18 protein-coding genes are annotated in these 18025 nt (G+C 35.3%); 17 read left to right on the forward strand and 1 reads right to left on the reverse strand.

All coding sequences use genetic code 11. From position 1 onward, the window contains the following. Positions 1-348 precede the first annotated feature (348 nt). On the forward strand, positions 349-549 hold the full coding sequence (locus tag MHB55_RS07045) for a hypothetical protein (RefSeq protein WP_340862884.1): 201 nt from the start codon (positions 349-351) through the stop codon (positions 547-549). A 91-nt stretch (positions 550-640) separates the two neighbouring features. Beyond that, the gene (locus MHB55_RS07050) at positions 641-1765 is read left to right on the forward strand and encodes a CamS family sex pheromone protein (protein ID WP_340862885.1); all 1125 of its coding nucleotides are present in this window, start codon (positions 641-643) and stop codon (positions 1763-1765) included. A gap of 735 nt (positions 1766-2500) precedes the next feature. Here MHB55_RS07050 and MHB55_RS07055 read toward each other — a convergent pair. Beyond that, on the reverse strand, positions 2501-2899 hold the full coding sequence (locus MHB55_RS07055) for a VOC family protein (protein ID WP_340862886.1): 399 nt from the start codon (positions 2897-2899) through the stop codon (positions 2501-2503). A 653-nt stretch (positions 2900-3552) separates the two neighbouring features. On the opposite strand from MHB55_RS07055, the gene topA reads away from it, so the two are divergent. The 15 genes from topA to MHB55_RS07130 all read left to right on the forward strand — a co-directional run bounded on the left by topA (position 3553) and on the right by MHB55_RS07130 (position 18024). Next, entirely contained in the window at positions 3553-5628 is a 2076-nt protein-coding gene (topA, locus tag MHB55_RS07060; RefSeq protein ID WP_154311130.1) for a type I DNA topoisomerase, read from the forward strand. A gap of 15 nt (positions 5629-5643) precedes the next feature. Then, positions 5644-6954 (forward strand): FADH(2)-oxidizing methylenetetrahydrofolate--tRNA-(uracil(54)-C(5))-methyltransferase TrmFO, encoded by a 1311-nt coding sequence (gene trmFO, locus MHB55_RS07065; protein ID WP_154311129.1) that lies wholly within the window; start codon positions 5644-5646, stop codon positions 6952-6954. Between the two features lie 46 nt (positions 6955-7000). Next, on the forward strand, positions 7001-7918 hold the full coding sequence (xerC, locus tag MHB55_RS07070; RefSeq protein ID WP_154311128.1) for a tyrosine recombinase XerC: 918 nt from the start codon (positions 7001-7003) through the stop codon (positions 7916-7918). Between the two features lie 18 nt (positions 7919-7936). After that, positions 7937-8497 carry an ATP-dependent protease subunit HslV gene (gene hslV, locus MHB55_RS07075; protein WP_144538044.1) on the forward strand — a complete coding sequence of 187 codons (561 nt, stop codon included), beginning with the start codon at positions 7937-7939 and terminating at the stop codon, positions 8495-8497. Further along, complete coding sequence (hslU, locus tag MHB55_RS07080) at positions 8484-9878, forward strand: ATP-dependent protease ATPase subunit HslU (protein WP_154312326.1); 1395 nt, start codon at positions 8484-8486, stop codon at positions 9876-9878. The genes hslV and hslU overlap by 14 nt, the downstream gene beginning before the upstream one ends. A gap of 86 nt (positions 9879-9964) precedes the next feature. Then, entirely contained in the window at positions 9965-10744 is a 780-nt protein-coding gene (codY, locus tag MHB55_RS07085) for a GTP-sensing pleiotropic transcriptional regulator CodY (protein ID WP_144538045.1), read from the forward strand. Positions 10745-11023: 279 nt separating this feature from the next. After that, the gene (gene flgB, locus MHB55_RS07090; protein ID WP_154311127.1) at positions 11024-11416 is read left to right on the forward strand and encodes a flagellar basal body rod protein FlgB; all 393 of its coding nucleotides are present in this window, start codon (positions 11024-11026) and stop codon (positions 11414-11416) included. Positions 11417-11418: 2 nt separating this feature from the next. Continuing rightward, positions 11419-11880: a flagellar basal body rod protein FlgC gene (gene flgC / locus MHB55_RS07095; protein WP_340862887.1), complete on the forward strand. Its 462-nt coding sequence runs from the start codon at positions 11419-11421 to the stop codon at positions 11878-11880. A gap of 20 nt (positions 11881-11900) precedes the next feature. Then, entirely contained in the window at positions 11901-12206 is a 306-nt protein-coding gene (fliE, locus tag MHB55_RS07100; protein WP_154311125.1) for a flagellar hook-basal body complex protein FliE, read from the forward strand. A 57-nt stretch (positions 12207-12263) separates the two neighbouring features. Beyond that, positions 12264-13850 carry a flagellar basal-body MS-ring/collar protein FliF gene (gene fliF, locus MHB55_RS07105; protein ID WP_340862888.1) on the forward strand — a complete coding sequence of 529 codons (1587 nt, stop codon included), beginning with the start codon at positions 12264-12266 and terminating at the stop codon, positions 13848-13850. 12 nt (positions 13851-13862) lie between these two features. After that, on the forward strand, positions 13863-14876 hold the full coding sequence (gene fliG / locus MHB55_RS07110; protein ID WP_151110556.1) for a flagellar motor switch protein FliG: 1014 nt from the start codon (positions 13863-13865) through the stop codon (positions 14874-14876). Beyond that, positions 14860-15636 carry a flagellar assembly protein FliH gene (fliH, locus tag MHB55_RS07115; RefSeq protein ID WP_154311123.1) on the forward strand — a complete coding sequence of 259 codons (777 nt, stop codon included), beginning with the start codon at positions 14860-14862 and terminating at the stop codon, positions 15634-15636. The genes fliG and fliH overlap by 17 nt, the downstream gene beginning before the upstream one ends. Before the next feature lie 6 nt (positions 15637-15642). Continuing rightward, entirely contained in the window at positions 15643-16965 is a 1323-nt protein-coding gene (fliI, locus tag MHB55_RS07120; RefSeq protein WP_154311122.1) for a flagellar protein export ATPase FliI, read from the forward strand. A 1-nt stretch (position 16966) separates the two neighbouring features. Further along, the gene (gene fliJ, locus MHB55_RS07125) at positions 16967-17416 is read left to right on the forward strand and encodes a flagellar export protein FliJ (RefSeq protein WP_154311121.1); all 450 of its coding nucleotides are present in this window, start codon (positions 16967-16969) and stop codon (positions 17414-17416) included. 8 nt (positions 17417-17424) lie between these two features. Continuing rightward, complete coding sequence (locus MHB55_RS07130; protein WP_340862889.1) at positions 17425-18024, forward strand: MotE family protein; 600 nt, start codon at positions 17425-17427, stop codon at positions 18022-18024. Position 18025: the final 1 nt, after the last annotated feature.

Here is an 18025-nt window from a genome sequence, read left to right on the forward strand (position 1 = left end):
TTAGATATTAAGGAGTGAAAGTATGGAAATAATAAAAAATTACGTTGATCTGTGAAGAAATTAATTTACTTAAGTAGTTAATTTAAATGGAACTGTATTTAAATTATTTATAATGATTGTATTCAAATGAAGCATAAAAATCTTTAGTTAAATTCTAAACTAATGAAAATAATGTGACAAAGTCATGACAACAGATGCTAAATAGAATTATAATTGAAACAAAGAGACCACGTGTACGCTTGTGGTGATGTGATAGTAATACTAACTTAATATATTTATATAAGGCGCTCGCAGGTTGTGGGTGCTTTTTTCATGCCTAAAAATAAAGGAGTTTGTAGGTGATGTGACATGGTCAACTGGAATGAGATAAAACAAGAGTGGGAATCCACAAAAGTAACATTAGCTACATTAGCTGAAAAACATGATATCAAACTGGGTACATTAAAGAGCCGAAAGAAAATACGATTTAAAGTAGGTAATCATACGCCTTTAAAAAAGTCTCTTTCCAAGTGTTTTTTAACGTATCTTAAGTTAGACTTATATAACTAATTTGGTTCTCTGTTTTACTTTTTAGTCTAAGTTACCTAAAATGGAAATGTAAGTAATAATTATATGTAAATTGGTAAGGAGGTTCCGGTAAATGGAATTATGGAAGAGGATATTGTTTTTTATAACACCACTATTTTTTTTAGTTTCTTGTAGTAATGATGATCAAATTGTTGTTGAAAATAAAATATCACTTTTTCAAGAAAAGAACATATATGAAATTATGCAACCTGCAAAGTCTAACGTTTCAAGAGGATTGATACTGATTAATATAAACAATATATTAAATGTAACTGAAATTGAGCAAGGACTAATGGAATTATCAGTAAATCACTTTTCTACAAACAAGTTTTATATGCAGGAAGGTCAATATTTAGAAGAAAATATTATTAGTCAATGGTTAGATAGAAAATCAAAAGAAGGTTTTGGTTTAAACCCATCTATAAAAGATAGTACGGGAGATGTTGTAAAAGATCAAAAAAATAATCCTAGGATCTTATCTCATGTATTAGAACAAAATTTTATTAATAAAGAAAATGGAAAATTAGAGGGAATATCTTTAGCAATATCTTTAAATGAATTTTACGACTTTAGAGTAACTGATGATAATGGTTTAGTTCATACAGGTCAAGTTAAGGTCGATAGTAACGATGATAATGTAAATTATGTGGAAAATTATGGTAAGGAAATAGCCGAAGTTATAATTAAAGATATTAGAAACAATAATAAAATACCTAATGTCCCTATTTATTTAACTTTATACCAAGAATCAAATATAAATGGTATACTTCCAGGAATATTTTTAGCTGAAACATTTATTCCAGAAGGAGATAGAATAGATAAATGGACTGATATAGATATAAAAAATTATACTTTCCCTTCAGATTCATTATATAGTTTAGACAAAGGAACGTATGATAAATTATTAATTTTCAAAGAAGATATTCAGAAACTTTTTGGACATTTAAATCCTAAAATAAGTGGCAAACTTCGATATCAAAACGGCGAATTAATTGATTTAAAAATAGATGTTAGTGTGCCTTTAATAAATGATCCTGAATTAATTGGTCTTTTACAACTCACTGGTGATAAAATAAATACTGTTTTAGTTGATTATCTTCCAATACCTATTACTATTACTTTTACAGATCTAAAACAAAATGTTGGAATTATCATTTGGGATCCAATAAAAAAACAGCTTTATGCGAGACCAATATAATTTTAAAGAGGCAACTTAACTAGCTGATATTCAAGAAAAAGAGTGTTTTTTATAAACTATCCTATATGAGCAATGATCATAGCAATTTATATAATCACTTTAAATTTGTTTAAAATTATTCGATTCATCAAATGTTCAAAATGAACGATCGCCTGAGAATCCCATGTTAATTGGTGAAGCAGTATTACCAATAAATAATTTGATTGATCAATGGATAGAGTACTTACAAGATAAAGGGAAATTTTGTTAAAGAATATCCACACAATGAACCTTTGGAACATAATGCGCAAGTTCCTAGTCAAACTAATGGAAATTATAGTTAATATAATATTAATTATTCATAGTTTAAGGGGGTCTTATTTATAAGATTGTTAGTACTTTTATTTGGTTGTAATTCAAAAGAAGATGATAAATATGTTTATAGGACAGAAAAAACAGACAACCAAATTCAACGTTTAGATCAGGCAAATATTCTAACCCATATTTCCCCTTCTTTAATTTCGTGAAGTTTCACAGAACATACAACATGGAACACACTAGGAGACCTATTTGTACAAGCTTATGGTAATCCTATCCTATTAGTTGCTATGCTTTATGCAAGTTATAATTTATTGATTCAACAACTAAAGGTCATTCTGACTCTACACAGGCAATGAATTAAAGCAAACCAAAGGAGGGGGGTAAATGGTATATTTTTATTTTTGAAATCAGCACGACAATACTAAGTTCTTCATATTATTTAGGAAGATTTAGTTGCCACGAAACTCCAAAGCGGTCATTTAGCCAACCGAACTTTTTACTGAAACCATAATCACCTAAAGGCATGAGTGCTTGTCCACCTTCAATGAGTTTATCATAAATATTGTCAAGTTCCTCTTCAGTATCACAAGTCACAAAGATCGAGAATGAAGGAGTGAAAGAAAATTGATGCTTCACATTACTGTCAATACACATAAATTCTTGCCCTTTTAAAGTAAAAGTAGCTTGTATTACAGTTCCTTCTTTCCCAGATTCATTAGGTCCGTATCGAACAATGCTTGTAATTTGAGAATCCTCGATGAGGGATGTGTAATAATTCATTGCCTCTTCTGCATTGTCATCTTGAAACATTAAGAATGATGTTACCTTCTCCATTATAAATCTACTCCTTTCCATACCTATCACTTAAAGTATAAATCAATTCTTATAAAAAAATTCTTTCTTCAACTAAACTAATCATATTCTAACATATCCAATTGTAATTCTTTGTAGAATATTACATTTCAGTTATTCAAAATAAATTAATTCATTTTGCGATGCTTTGGGTAGTAGCATGTATATATTACAAGCATAGATATGAGCTTAATTAAAAGAAGGATTCTTATTGTCGATTAGAAGAGAATAAGATTGTTTGTATGGAGAATTGTTTCGGTGGCAGGAGTATAATATTTCAAGTTTCGACATATTTAATAGAAGAAAGACCACTTTTTTAAAAGTGGCCTAGTATGTCGATAAATATTTTCTAATACAGATTGTAACAGATTGAGAATTAATTTATAATACAGGTTAATTAGTAGTCACTTAGTGACCAAAATAGTGACCAACTAAAAAATAATAAAAAATTTTAAAGGTGTTCAAAAAAGTATTATTTACGTATGTTGAAATATACAGCTAGATATACCTAGTTAAACAAGAATAAAAAAATATTGAAGTTTAGACTTGCAAAACTCAGAAAACTGTTATACATTTTGCAACAGGTATTTGTTTTGCAGATTGAAGCGAGTTACCTTCTATAAGGAGGCACATCTATGTCGGATTATTTAGTAATAGTAGAATCGCCAGCGAAAGCAAAAACGATTGAGCGATATCTAGGGAAAAAATATAAAGTAAAAGCATCGATTGGACATGTAAGAGATTTACCTAGAAGTCAAATGGGTGTCGATGTGGAAAATAATTATGAGCCCAAATATATTACAATACGCGGTAAAGGTCCTGTCCTTCAGGATTTAAAAAATGCTGCCAAAAAAGCGAAGAAAGTTTATCTCGCTGCTGACCCCGACAGAGAAGGGGAAGCTATTGCTTGGCATTTAGCTAACTCTCTAAATGTGGATATAGATTCAGACTGTCGAGTTGTATTTAATGAAATAACAAAAGATGCTATACTAGAATCTTTCAAACATCCAAGACCACTTGATTTGGATTTGGTAGATGCACAGCAAGCAAGACGTGTTTTAGACCGTTTAGTTGGATACAATATAAGCCCTATTCTATGGAAGAAAGTAAAAAAGGGTCTTTCGGCGGGAAGAGTTCAATCAGTAGCTTTACGTCTAATAATTGATCGTGAACAAGAAATAGAACGATTTGTTCCTGAGGAATACTGGTCTATCGAAGCTGAATTTGAAAAGGGTAAAAAAACCTTTGAAGCGCTTTATTTCGGAAAAGAAAAAGAGAAAGCTAAGCTTACTAACGAAGATGAGGTTAAGGCAGTATTAAAACTCATGAAGGGCAAAAAGTTTGAAGTCACTAATGTGACGAAAAAAGAAAGAAAACGTAATCCAGCTCCATCATTTACAACTTCTTCCTTACAGCAGGAGGCAGCAAGAAAGTTAAACTTTAGAGCTAGAAAAACAATGATGCTTGCGCAACAACTATATGAAGGAATAGATCTTGGTAAAAAAGAAGGTACCGTCGGTCTAATAACTTATATGAGAACGGATTCTACTAGAATCTCAGATACAGCTAAGACAGACGCTGCTGAATTTATTAAAAATGAATATGGCTCAGAGTTTCTTTCGATTAAGAAAGCTGAAAAACAAGATAAGAAAGCACAGGATGCACATGAGGCTGTTCGACCTACAAGTGTATTAAGAACACCTGAGTCCTTAAAGGCTATATTATCACGCGATCTTTTCCGCTTATACAAACTGATTTGGGAAAGATTTATAGCAAGCCAAATGGCTCCAGCAACATTAGATACCGTTGCTGTGGACCTTAAAAATGGAGAAGTTATTTTTAGAGCAAATGGTTCCCAAGTGAAGTTTCCTGGTTTTATGAAGGTATATGTAGAAGGTTCGGATGACCAGACGGATGACAAAGATAAATTGTTACCTGTTATGGATGTTGGAGATAAAGTTAACGCTATAGAAATTGAGCCTAAGCAGCATTTTACTCAGCCTCCACCACGTTATTCCGAGGCAAGACTTGTTAAAACACTTGAAGAACTGGGCATAGGTAGACCATCTACATATGCTCCAACATTAGATACAATTCAAAAAAGAGGTTATGTGACTCTAGAAACAAAGAGATTTGTTCCTACTGAACTAGGAACAATCATCCATCAACTTGTATTAGAATTCTTCCCAAATATCGTAGATATAAAATTTACTGCCCAAATGGAAAAAGATTTGGATAGTATAGAAGAAGGGCAAGTGGAATGGAAAAAAATAATAGACGAATTCTATGTAGAATTTGAAAAACATTTGAAGCATGCTGAAGCTGAAATGGAAAAAATAGTGATTAAAGATGAGCCTACTGGTGAGGATTGTGAAGAATGCGGTTCTCCTATGGTTTACAAGCTTGGTCGTTATGGTAAATTCATGGCATGTAGTAATTTTCCAGATTGTAGAAATACAAAAGCTATCGTTAAAGAAATTGGAGTTAAGTGCCCAGCGTGTGAAGAAGGACAGATCGTTGAGCGAAAAAGTAAAACGAAACGCTTATTCTATGGCTGCGATCAATATCCTACGTGTGATTTCTTATCATGGGATAAGCCGATAAGTAGACAATGTCCAAAATGTAATGAGATGCTGGTAGAGAAGAAGTTGAAAAAAGGAATACAAATACAATGTGTTGCGTGTGATTATAAAGAAGATCCGCAAAGTTAGAAAGAAGGATACGACATGACTGAAATAGTAAACGTTATTGGTGCTGGCTTAGCAGGAAGCGAGGCGGCATGGCAAATAGCTAGTAGAGGTGTGAAGGTACGCCTCTATGAAATGCGACCTGTTAAACAGACACCGGCTCATCATACGGATAAATTTGCTGAATTGGTTTGTTCCAATTCATTAAGAGCAAATAATTTAACTAATGCTGTAGGCGTTATTAAAGAAGAAATGCGTATGCTCAACTCCCTCATCATATCATCGGCAGATAACAGCAGTGTGCCGGCTGGTGGCGCACTTGCGGTAGACAGACATGACTTTGCGGGAAGAGTAACTGATTCAATTAGAAACCATCCGTTAATAGAAATAATAAATGAAGAGGTAACTGAAATACCTGAAGGAATAACAGTTATAGCTACTGGTCCTTTGACATCTCCTGCACTAGCAGAAAAAGTGAGAGAAGTTACAGGACAAGATTATCTTTACTTTTATGATGCTGCTGCGCCAATCGTAGAAAAAGACAGTATTGACATGGATAAGGTATACTTAAAGTCTAGATACGACAAAGGAGAAGCAGCTTACCTAAACTGTCCGATGACTGAGGAGGAGTTTAACCGCTTCTACGACGCATTAATCGAGGCAGAGGTTGTTCCTTTAAAAGAATTTGAAAAAGAAATTTATTTTGAAGGTTGTATGCCAGTAGAGGTAATGGCGGCAAGAGGAAGAAAGACGCTGTTATTTGGGCCAATGAAGCCAGTTGGTCTGGAAGACCCTAAAACCGGTAAACGACCATATGCGGTAGTCCAGCTTAGACAGGACGATGCTGCAGGGACTCTATATAATATTGTAGGGTTTCAAACACATTTAAAATGGGGACCTCAAAAGGAAGTATTAAAGTTAATTCCTGGTCTTGAAAATGTAGAAATCGTTCGTTATGGCGTGATGCATCGAAATACGTTCATTAATTCGCCATATGTTTTAAAGCCGACATACCAACTAAAAGCCAAACAAAATGTGTTCTTTGCTGGACAAATGACTGGTGTTGAAGGCTATGTAGAGTCTGCAGGAAGTGGTTTATTAGCAGGCATAAACGCTGCGAAATTGGCAAAAGGTGAAGAATTAATTGTGTTCCCAGCCGAGACGGCTCTAGGCAGCATGGCGCGTTACATCACTGAGGCAAACCCGAAGAATTTCCAGCCGATGAATGTTAACTTTGGTTTGTTTCCTGAACTACAACCGAAAGTTAGAGACAAAAAAGTTAGAACTGAACAGCTTGCAAATAGAGCGTTGACAACAATTCAAAATTTTATGAAAAATACAGCGATATAATTGCTAAAAGCCTCTAAAAAGTTGTATACTTTTAGAGGCTTTTACAATGTATAAATTGGAGTGGTTAGTTGTGATTGGGAAAGATGAACTTCATTCTTTTATTGCACACATACAACTGGAAAAAAATTATTCTAATCTTACAGTCCGAGAGTATGAAAAAGATATTATTCAATTTTTAAAGTTTTTAGAAGCTGAGGGTGTTAAGGAATTAAATGACGTGGAATATATTCATGCACGATTGTATATTACTAAGCTATATGAAGAAAAATTAGCAAGGACGTCTATTTCTAGGAAAATTTCATCCATAAGATCATATTATAAATTTTTAAACAAGGAATATAGTATTCGAGACGACGCTTTCCAGTCATTGTATCATCCCAAAAAAGAAACAAGATTGCCACAGTTTTTCTATGAAGAAGAAATGGAAAAGTTATTTGAAGAAAATAAAGGGACGGATTTATTGTCTGTTCGAAATATTGCCATACTTGAATTATTATATGCAACTGGAATGCGTGTGAGCGAACTTATTTCGATTGAAAACAGTCATATAGATAGTAGCTATGGAGTAGTCCGAGTAATGGGTAAGGGAAGGAAAGAAAGATACATACCTGTTGGAGATTATGCACTTGCTGCGGTAGAAGAATATATGCAAAATAGTCGACCAAAATTGATGAAAAAAACTACTCATCCATACTTATTTGTAAATAGTCGAGGTGAGCATCTTACCACAGATGGTGTACGTTACATTCTTAATAGCATGATTAAAAAAGCTTCTCTGCATACGAAAATATATCCTCATATGCTACGCCATACATTTGCTACTCATCTGCTTAATAATGGAGCAGATTTAAGGAGTGTCCAAGAATTGTTGGGACACACTCATCTTTCCTCGACTCAAGTTTATACACACGTTACGAAAGAGCATCTAAGAAAAACATATATGAATGCCCATCCAAGGGCGTAATTATAGGAGGTCATACAAATGAGTTCAATTCATGCAACTACTATATTTGCGGTAAGTCATAATGGAAGTTGTGCAATGGCAGGCGATGGTCAAGTTACTTTAGGAAATCAAGTGGTAATGAAGCATACTGCTAAAAAAGTTAGAAGACTGTTTAACGGTCAAGTCATAGCAGGTTTTGCGGGATCTGTCGCAGATGCATTTACGCTTTTTGAAATGTTTGAAGGTAAACTGCTAGAGTATAACGGCAATCTTCAAAGAGCAGCGGTTGAGCTAGCTAAACAGTGGCGTGGTGATAAAATGCTCCGTCAGTTAGAAGCAATGCTATTAGTGATGGACAAAAACAATTTATTACTTGTATCAGGTACAGGAGAGGTTATTGAACCTGATGACGGAATATTAGCCATTGGTTCCGGTGGTAATTATGCACTGGCAGCAGGTAGAGCGTTGAAGCAATTTGCGGGTGATAAATTAACTGCAAAGGAAATAGCAAAGGCCTCTTTAACAACGGCGGCAGACATTTGTGTTTTTACAAACCATCAAATAGTTGTGGAGGTATTAGGTGAACATGAAGGAAACTAACTTAACCCCTAAACAAATAACTGAGCACTTAAATAAGTATATTGTAGGCCAGGAAACGGCTAAAAAAGCAGTGGCAGTTGCTTTACGAAATCGTTATAGAAGACAACTGCTAGACGAGGAATTAAGAGCAGAAGTAATTCCTAAAAATATTTTAATGATTGGTCCTACAGGAGTAGGGAAAACAGAAATAGCTAGAAGAATTGCAAAGCTGACTAAAGCTCCTTTTGTGAAGGTTGAAGCGACCAAATTCACGGAAGTAGGGTATGTAGGTAGAGATGTAGAGTCTATGGTTAGAGATCTAGTAGAGGCTGCTATACGTATCGTTAGGGAAGAAAAAATGGAAGAGGTAAAGGATCAGGCAGTTCGATTGGCCAATGATGCCATTGTAAAGCTTCTTGTACCTTCCTTAAAGAAGAAGAATGCTACGCAAAATCCATTTGAGGCTCTGTTCGGTGGAAAGCCTGAAGATGATTCATCTGACAATGATGATACAGAAGTACGTATAAAACGATCCCAAATTGCCGAAGACTTAAGAGATGGCAAGCTGGAAGATGAAATGGTAACAGTTGAAGTGACAGAACAAGCTCCTTCCATATTTGATGCATTGCAAGGCGGCGGTATGGAAAGTATGGGAATGAATATGCAAGATGCTTTTTCTAACTTAATGCCAAAGAAAAAGAAAAAAAGAAAAATGAAAGTAAAAGATGCGAGAAAAGTATTAATTCAAGAAGAAGCGGGTAAATTAATAGATAACGATGAGTTGTCACAAATTGCCATTGAAAAGACTGAACAAACGGGTATTATTTTTATAGACGAGATGGATAAAATCGCTAGCAAAAGTGGTGGAAGCTCTTCTGTTGACGTCTCTCGCGAAGGTGTCCAAAGAGATATTTTACCAATTGTAGAAGGTTCGACGGTGACGACAAAATATGGAGCAGTTAGAACGGACTATATATTATTTATAGCTGCAGGAGCTTTCCATATGTCTAAGCCTTCTGATTTAATTCCAGAGCTTCAAGGACGCTTTCCTATTCGTGTAGAGCTTGAAAAGCTTTCGAAGGAAGACTTTGTCCGAATTCTAAAGGAACCTCATCAATCGCTTATAAAGCAATATGAAGCACTGCTACAAACGGAGGAAGTGAGTATTACTTTTTCTGATGAAGCGATTGAAAGAATCGGAGATATAGCATATCAGGTAAACCAAGAAACAGATAACATTGGGGCAAGACGTCTTCATACGATTCTAGAGAAAATATTAGAAGACCTTTCTTACGAGGCTTCGGAGATTTCTCCGGCACAAATTCAAATTACTCCTGCTTATATTGACTCTAAACTTGACAATATTGTGAAAAACAAAGATTTATCACAATTTATATTATAAAATCCGATTCTTATTACTTTCAAAAACAATTAAAAACCTTTAGAATATTAAAATAAATATGAAAACTACAATGGAGGATTTATTCAATGAACTTATTAGACAAAACACGCAAAATTAACTCGATGTTACAAGCATCTGCTGGGAAACCAGTTAACTTTAAAGAGATGGCTGCAACATTAAGTGAAGTTATAGAATGTAATGCATTTATCGTTAGTAGAAAAGGAAAATTACTAGGGCATGAAGTACATCAACAAATCGAAAATGACCGTATTATTAAAATGATGGAAGAGCGTCAATTCCCAGAGGATTACACAAAAAACCTTTTCCATGTTAATGAAACATCTTCTAACCTAGATGTGTACAGCGAACATTCTGTATTCCCAGTTGAAAATAGAGAATTATTTAAAGATGGCTTAACTACTATTGTTCCGATTATCGGTGGTGGTGAGCGTCTTGGTACTTTAATACTTGGACGTTTGAAAAACGAATTCCAAAATGATGATTTAATCCTTGGTGAATACGGTGCTACTGTTGTTGGTATGGAAATCTTACGTGAAAAATCAGAAGAAATTGAAGAGGAAGCAAGAAGCAAGGCTGTCGTTCAAATGGCTATCAACTCATTGTCTTACAGTGAATTAGAAGCTATTGAGCATATCTTTGAAGAGCTAGACGGTAACGAAGGCTTATTAGTAGCTTCTAAAATCGCTGACCGTGTAGGAATCACTCGTTCAGTAATCGTAAATGCACTACGCAAATTAGAAAGTGCAGGAGTTATTGAGTCAAGATCATTAGGTATGAAAGGAACTTATATTAAAGTTCTAAATGATAAATTCTTAGCTGAACTTGCTCAGCTTAAAATGCGATAATTTACTAAAAAATGGAGCCAATTCTAGATAATTCTAGAATTGGCTCTTTTTATTTATTGAAAAGTAGAGTAGAATTTGTAATTGCATGCTAAAATTCGTCAAGGTTCCCCAAATGTGACAAATATTTTGACGAACAATAAGAAAAAAAGGAAAAAAGACCTACAAAAATGCAAAAAATAGAATAGACACTGTGCATCTAATTCTTTACAATTAAATTATTGTGATTTTAACAGATTATTACTAAAATTAGGACGTTAGAAAAATAGGGGTGAGTAATTTATGGGTATTTTTAGTGGTACAATTGAGAATTTAGAACGAGGTTTAAATTTCTCAGCTATGAAACAAAAGACTATTGCGCAAAATATAGCGAATGTTGACACGCCGAATTACAAGGCAAAAAGCGTAAGTTTCAATGATTATTTAGATAATGCTAAGAAAACATCAATTTCTGCTTATCGAACAGAAGAGAAACATATTAACTTTCAAGCTAGTTCTAGTTCTTCCGCAGTATTCGATTATTCCAATCTAAGATATAGCAACAATGGCAATGGAGTAGATATGGATAAGGAGCAGGCTAACCTAGCGACCAATCAACTCTATTACAATGCTTTAGTTGATCGTATGAGCGGAAAGCTGAACACCTTACAAACGGTGATTAAAGGAGGCAGTTGATAATGTCAATATTTCACGGGATGAATACTACAGCATCAGCTCTTACTGCTCAGCGTTTACGTATGGATGTTATCTCATCTAATATGGCTAATGCAGAAACAACTCGAGCGAAAATGGTTGATGGTGAGTGGCAAGCATATAGACGGAAAACAGTAACATTGCAACCAAATGAAGGTTCATTTTCAAGTTTTTTAAATGTAGCAAGAGGCACATCAAATAAAAATGGTGTTGGTAATGGAGTAAAGGTATCTCAAGTAAAAGAGGATACTGAAACACCATTTAAGCTCGTATATGATCCAAGTCATATGGACGCAAACGAAGAAGGTTATGTTGAAATGCCTAATGTAGATCCTTTAAGAGAAATGGTTGACCTAATTTCAGCTACTCGTTCTTATGAGGCAAACGTCACTGTGTTTAACGCGAATAAAGCAATGCTTTCAAAGGCTCTTGAAATCGGAAAATAGGAAAGAAGGTTTAACTCTTTATGGCTATTGAATCAGTATCAATGTTTAATGTTGCTCAGGTAAATGCACCCATGGCGACTAATAAGGTAAGTCCGTCGCAGGCACAAGAAAACTTTGGAGATTTTCTGCAAAGTGCTATTAACTCGGTGAATGAGACTCAAAAAGCTTCAGATGTAGCAACAAATAAGCTTATCAATGGTGGAGATATAGAGCTTCATGAAGTGATGATTGCCTCTCAAAAATCAAGTATTGCTTTAAATGCTACATTAGAAATTCGAAACAAAGTCGTGGAGGCTTATCAAGAAATCATGCGTATGCAAGTTTAGTCCTCGGTTAAAGTTAATATATCGAGCTAAAATATTCACCATAACCGGAGGATAAAAATGAATGAACGTATAAAGAAAATAAAAAATGATATAACAACCTTTTGGAAAAGTCGTTCTAAAGGCCAAAAAGGAACTATGATAGGTGGTCTTTTAGGAGTAATCGCTCTTGCGGCTATACTAACTTTTTTCCTGACAAAAACTGAAATGGTTCCTCTATATTCAGAAGTAACCCCTTCGGAAGTAGGGCGCATTAAAGAAAATTTAGATTCAAAAGGCATACCAAATGAAATTGCAACTGGAGGGACTTCTATATTAGTTCCTAAGGAACAGAAGGATACACTGCTAGTGCAAATGGCGGCCGAAGGATTTCCTCAATCGGGAATGATAGATTATAGCTTTTTCTCTCAAAATGCAGGTTTTGGGATGACAGATAACGAGTTTAATGTACTTAAGCTTGCCACTACGCAAACAGAGCTAGCGAATTTGATTGGAAGTGTAGAAGGGGTTAAAGAAGCTAAGGTAATGATTACATTGCCTGAAGAAGGGGTATTTTTATCTCAAAGCAATGAATCCGCTAGTGCATCTATAGTACTTAACACAGAACCAGGTTATCAATTTTCAGAAACTCAAATAGCGTCCTTATATAATTTAGTATCTAAATCTATACCTAATTTATCTACTGAAGATATCGTTATTAGAAATCAATTCCTAGAATACTTTGATTTGGAGAAAGCAAACGGTTCTGGCGGGACAAATGTTACAGATCAAATGACATTAAAGAAAACCATTGAGCGCGACCTACAACGCCAAGTACAAACAATGCTAGGTACTTTGATGGGGCACAATAAAGTTGTTGTATCTGTAACTACAGATATAGACTTTAAACAAGAAAACCGAGAAGAAAATCTAGTGGAACCTGTTGATGTCGAAAATATGGCGGGTATCGAAATTAGTGCTCAACGAATCTCTGAAACTTTTACTGGTAATAGTCCATTAACGGGCGGTACTCCTCAATCAGAAGACGCTACTGATAATTTTACTAATTACGTAGAAGGTTCTACAGCAGATGGTGACTATGAGAGAACAGAAGATACGATTAACAATGAAGTAAATCGTATTAGAAAAGAAATTGTCGAAAGCCCATATAAAATAAGAGATATAGGCATTCAAGTGATGGTGGAACCTCCTCAAGCTGACGATGTTACTTCTTTACCAGCTGATGTCCAAGGAGATATAGAACAGATTCTTGCAACGATTGTTCGCACATCTATTGATAAAGATGCTGGCGAACTAACAGAGGAACAGATTGAAGAAAAAGTTGTTGTCTCTGTTCAAGAGCTTAAAGGTAAAAATGAACTTGCTGATGTCGCTTCCTCAACAATTCCTTGGTGGATTTATGTGATAGGTGGGGTTTTATTAGTAGCAATTATTCTCCTTGTTGTATCCTTGTTACGATCTAGAAGAAGTGAGGAAGAGGAAGAACTAATTATTCTTGAAGAAACAAGAGAAATACCAGAAGTTGATGATATTAATAATGAAAAAGAAACAGAATCTACTTTAAGACGTAAGCAACTAGAAAAAATGGCAAAAGATAAGCCTGAAGACTTTGCTAAATTGTTACGTACTTGGATAGCAGAGGATTAAGGGGGGACGGCTATGAACAAAAAAGAAAAAGGACTAACTGGTAAGCAAAAAGCCGCGCTCTTATTAATTTCTCTAGGACCGGAAGTGTCTGCTTCTATTTATAAGCATTTAAATGAAGAAGAAATCGAGCGGTTAACTCTAGAAATCTCTGGAGTGAAAAGAGTAGAGCCAGAAATAAAAGAAGACATTATAGAAGAGTTTCACAATATTGCCCTAGCACAGGATTATATTTCACAGGGCGGTATTGGTTACGCTAGAACTGTTCTTGAAAAGGCGTTAGGTAGTGAACATGCACAAGCAATCATTAACCGATTGACATCTTCGCTACAGGTTCGCCCTTTCGATTTTGCTAGAAGAGCAGAGCCAACCCAATTGTTTAATTTCATTCAAAATGAGCACCCACAAACTATTGCTCTTATTTTATCGTATCTTGAACCGCAGCAAGCAGGGATTATATTATCTTCACTGCCTCAGGAGGTACAAGCGGATATAGCAAGAAGGATAGCTACTATGGACTCCACTTCGCCTGAAGTGATTAGTGAAATTGAAGCAGTTTTAGAACGAAAGCTCTCATCCACAGTGACACAGGATTATACAGAAACCGGTGGAGTAGATGCAGTAGTAGAAGTTCTAAATGGAGTAGATCGTACTACAGAAAAAACGATTTTGGATGCTCTAGAAATTCAAGATCCAGAGCTTGCTGAAGAGATTAAGAAGAGAATGTTCGTATTCGAAGATATTGTTACTTTGGACAATCGTTCTATACAACGAGTTATTCGTGATTGTGAAAACGAGGATCTTATTCTGTCCATGAAGGTGTCGAGTGAGGAAGTAAAAGATATAATCTTCCGTAATATGTCTACACGCATGGCGGAGACATTCAAAGAAGAGATGGAAATCATGGGACCTGTTCGACTACGCGACGTAGAGGAAGCACAGAGCAGAATTGTGTCAGTAATCAGACGCTTAGAAGACGCTGGTGAAATCATTATTGCCCGTGGTGGAGGAGATGACATTATTGTCTAGAATTTTCCGAAACGTACAAATGAATGAGAACTCTGAAAAAATTCGTCCCATTCACATAAAAAATCTTTATGTGGAAGAGGATACAACAGAAGAGTCAGTTGTACATGAAAATTTTTCTGCTGATCGAAACAGAATGTTAGAGGAAGTAAATCAGGAAATAGCTAAAAAACAACAAGAACTTCAACAAGAACTAGAACATAGTAGGAACATTATTCAAAACGAGTTAAATGAGTGGAACGAGCAAAAGCTTAGTTATCAAAAAAGTGCTTATGATGAGGGTTTTGCGCAGGGACTAGAAGAGGGAAGACTAAAGGCTATGGCTGACATGCAAAATAAGCTAGCCGTAGCCAATGAAGCAATGCAAACAGCGTATACGAATGCCGCTGCTTACTTACAGCAACAAGAACAGGTGATTCTTGAGTTAAGTATTCGAAATGCGGAACGTATTTTAGGTGTTAAGTTAGAAGATGAACACGAGTTGTTTTTATCTATTGTTAGAAGGGGATTAAAGGAAGCTAGAGAAATGAAAGAAATCAAAATATATGTTTCTCCAGTATACTTTTCATTAGTCTCTGAGAATCGAGAAGAGCTTGCATCTATTTTTCCGGTAGACGTACCTTTTATGATTTTTGTTGATGAGGAAATGAATGATACCGATTGCTATATTGAGACAAACCATGGTCGGATTGTTGTAAGTATTGATGAACAAGTAAAAGAATTGAGACGTAAGCTAGTCGATATTCTTGAAAGTATGGAGTGAAAGTAAATGAAAGCAATCGATTTAATTCAACAAATACCAAACGTATCCACCTTTAAAAAGTATGGTCGCGTAAATCGTGTTGTTGGATTAATGATTGAATCCCAAGGCCCCGAGAGCTCCATTGGTGATGTATGTAAAATTCATATTAATTCCGTTAAAAATGGACCGTCAGTAATACTTGCAGAGGTAGTCGGTTTTAAAGAGGAAATAGTTATTTTAATGCCTTATACAAACATTCGCGAAATTTCAACAGGTTGCTTAGTGGAAGGAACTAATAGTCCTTTAGAGATAAAAGTAGGGCCAGAGCTGATAGGTAAAGTATTAGATTCTATGGGAAACCCGATAGATGGAACAGTATTACCTAAAGGGTTAAGCGCGGTTGGTACCGAACAAGATCCGCCAAATCCATTAACGAGACCACCTATCCATGAGCAAATTGAGGTGGGTGTGAAGGCGATTGATGGTATGCTTACAGTCGGAAAGGGACAAAGGGTTGGTATATTTGCTGGTTCGGGTGTAGGTAAAAGTACCTTATTGGGAATGATAGCAAGGAATACTAACGCTGATTTAAACGTTATAGCTCTAATTGGAGAACGTGGAAGAGAGGTTCGAGAGTTTATCGAACGTGATCTCGGCAAAGAGGGGCTGGAAAAATCTATAGTTGTTGCAGCTACATCTGATCAACCAGCACTCATGCGTATAAAAGGAGCTTTTACTGCGACTGCTATTGCAGAATATTTCCGTGATAAGGGCTTAAATGTCATGCTGATGATGGATTCTGTTACCCGTGTGGCAATGGCTCAACGTGAAATTGGACTAGCGGTAGGTGAGCCACCAGCAACAAGGGGCTATACACCTTCTGTTTTCTCTATTCTTCCGAAGTTGTTGGAGAGAACAGGTACAAATGAACGAGGAACTATTACTGCTTTCTACACAGTTTTAGTAGATGGTGACGATATGAATGAGCCAATAGCAGATACTGTACGAGGGATATTAGACGGGCATATTGTTCTGGATAGATCTCTTGCTAACAAAGGACAATTTCCTGCCATCAATGTGTTGAAAAGTATTAGTCGACTAATGAACCATATTTCAGATGAAGACCATGTAAAAGCAGCAGAAAGACTTAGAGAACTCTACTTTACTTACAATAAATCAGAGGATTTGATCAATATCGGTGCATATAAACGTGGAACCTCTCGGGAAATCGATGAGGCAATCCAATTTGAACCTTTAATAACCTCCTTTTTAAAGCAAGGATATCTCGATAAGGTTTCTTTGGAAAATAGCGTAAATGAATTAGTGACATTATCGGGTGGTGGAGCTTAAGATGGTTGCTTATCAATATAAATTTGCTAAGGTACTTACGGTTCGAGAACAAGAAAAGTCAGAGACAGAAATAGCATATAAGGAATCGGTGAATTCTTTTGAAGAGGTTGCTACTGAGCTATATAATCTTTTGAAAAAAAGAGAAAATACATTAGATGCACAAAATAATCTTTTAGTAAATGGTTTAAGTATAGATGGAATACATCATTACTCCAACTTTTTGGAAGGCTTACAAAAAAGAATTGAAGTAGTGCAGAAGGAAGTAGTTCAAGCTAGAGCAAAGATGAATTGGTATGAAGAAAAGTTATTAGAAAAAAGCTTAGAAGTTCGTAAGTTTGAAAAAATGAAAGAAAAAGATTTTGAAAACTTTCAACAAGAACAGTTTCGATTAGAGTCAATTGTATTAGATGAGATATCTTCCTTAAAGTTTCAAAACAAAGAGATTAGGTGAGTAAAGGCATGGCTAAACCGAATAACAAAAAGAAAAGCATACAAACGATGGACAAAGAGCCGAAGAAAGTGGGCTTAGGCAAGAAAATACTATATTTGTTTATCATACCGCTTCTCTTTGCTTTGGCTCTCCTTTTAACTTTTGCACAGATAACAAATATTAATGTTTTTGAAAAGGCTAAAGAACTAACCTCTCTAGGCCAAGAAGAGCCCATAGATGAAAACAAGAAAACATCTCGCTTAGAGGAGAGAGTTGTTTCTCTTCAAGCAGAGATCCAGCAAAAAGAAGTCCAAATCGATAAGCTCCAAGCCGAAGTAGATGGTTCAGAGAAATCTCAAGAATCATTGTTATTGGAACAGGAGAGTCTATTACAGCAAATTGAGGAATTAAAGAGACAAAACGAACAATCTAAAAGAGATTATGCAGAAGTAGTTTCTACTTTTGAAAAAATGTCAGCGAAGACTGCAGCACCTGTTATTACAAATATGAGTGATGCTGAGGCGCTAAGAATCTTAGCAAGTTTAAAACCAGATACAGTTGCAAAAATTTACGAAAAAATGTCCCCTAAGGATGCAGCAAAATATACCGAGCTAATGACTAAACAATAGA

This window comes from Psychrobacillus sp. FSL K6-1267, assembly GCF_038003265.1.
GTDB lineage: Bacteria > Bacillota > Bacilli > Bacillales_A > Planococcaceae > Psychrobacillus > Psychrobacillus faecigallinarum.

Excerpts from the sequence above, each read along its gene's own strand:
- MHB55_RS07045 (WP_340862884.1), top strand. The coding sequence starts at position 349 with ATGGTCAACTGGAATGAGATAAAACAAGAGTGGGAATCCACAAAAGTA.
- MHB55_RS07050 (WP_340862885.1), top strand. The coding sequence starts at position 641 with ATGGAATTATGGAAGAGGATATTGTTTTTTATAACACCACTATTTTTT.
- MHB55_RS07055 (WP_340862886.1), bottom strand. The coding sequence starts at position 2,899 with ATGGAGAAGGTAACATCATTCTTAATGTTTCAAGATGACAATGCAGAA.
- topA (WP_154311130.1), top strand. The coding sequence starts at position 3,553 with ATGTCGGATTATTTAGTAATAGTAGAATCGCCAGCGAAAGCAAAAACG.
- trmFO (WP_154311129.1), top strand. The coding sequence starts at position 5,644 with ATGACTGAAATAGTAAACGTTATTGGTGCTGGCTTAGCAGGAAGCGAG.
- xerC (WP_154311128.1), top strand. The coding sequence starts at position 7,001 with ATGTATAAATTGGAGTGGTTAGTTGTGATTGGGAAAGATGAACTTCAT.
- hslV (WP_144538044.1), top strand. The coding sequence starts at position 7,937 with ATGAGTTCAATTCATGCAACTACTATATTTGCGGTAAGTCATAATGGA.
- hslU (WP_154312326.1), top strand. The coding sequence starts at position 8,484 with ATGAAGGAAACTAACTTAACCCCTAAACAAATAACTGAGCACTTAAAT.
- codY (WP_144538045.1), top strand. The coding sequence starts at position 9,965 with ATGAACTTATTAGACAAAACACGCAAAATTAACTCGATGTTACAAGCA.
- flgB (WP_154311127.1), top strand. The coding sequence starts at position 11,024 with ATGGGTATTTTTAGTGGTACAATTGAGAATTTAGAACGAGGTTTAAAT.
- flgC (WP_340862887.1), top strand. The coding sequence starts at position 11,419 with ATGTCAATATTTCACGGGATGAATACTACAGCATCAGCTCTTACTGCT.
- fliE (WP_154311125.1), top strand. The coding sequence starts at position 11,901 with ATGGCTATTGAATCAGTATCAATGTTTAATGTTGCTCAGGTAAATGCA.
- fliF (WP_340862888.1), top strand. The coding sequence starts at position 12,264 with ATGAATGAACGTATAAAGAAAATAAAAAATGATATAACAACCTTTTGG.
- fliG (WP_151110556.1), top strand. The coding sequence starts at position 13,863 with ATGAACAAAAAAGAAAAAGGACTAACTGGTAAGCAAAAAGCCGCGCTC.
- fliH (WP_154311123.1), top strand. The coding sequence starts at position 14,860 with ATGACATTATTGTCTAGAATTTTCCGAAACGTACAAATGAATGAGAAC.
- fliI (WP_154311122.1), top strand. The coding sequence starts at position 15,643 with ATGAAAGCAATCGATTTAATTCAACAAATACCAAACGTATCCACCTTT.
- fliJ (WP_154311121.1), top strand. The coding sequence starts at position 16,967 with ATGGTTGCTTATCAATATAAATTTGCTAAGGTACTTACGGTTCGAGAA.
- MHB55_RS07130 (WP_340862889.1), top strand. The coding sequence starts at position 17,425 with ATGGCTAAACCGAATAACAAAAAGAAAAGCATACAAACGATGGACAAA.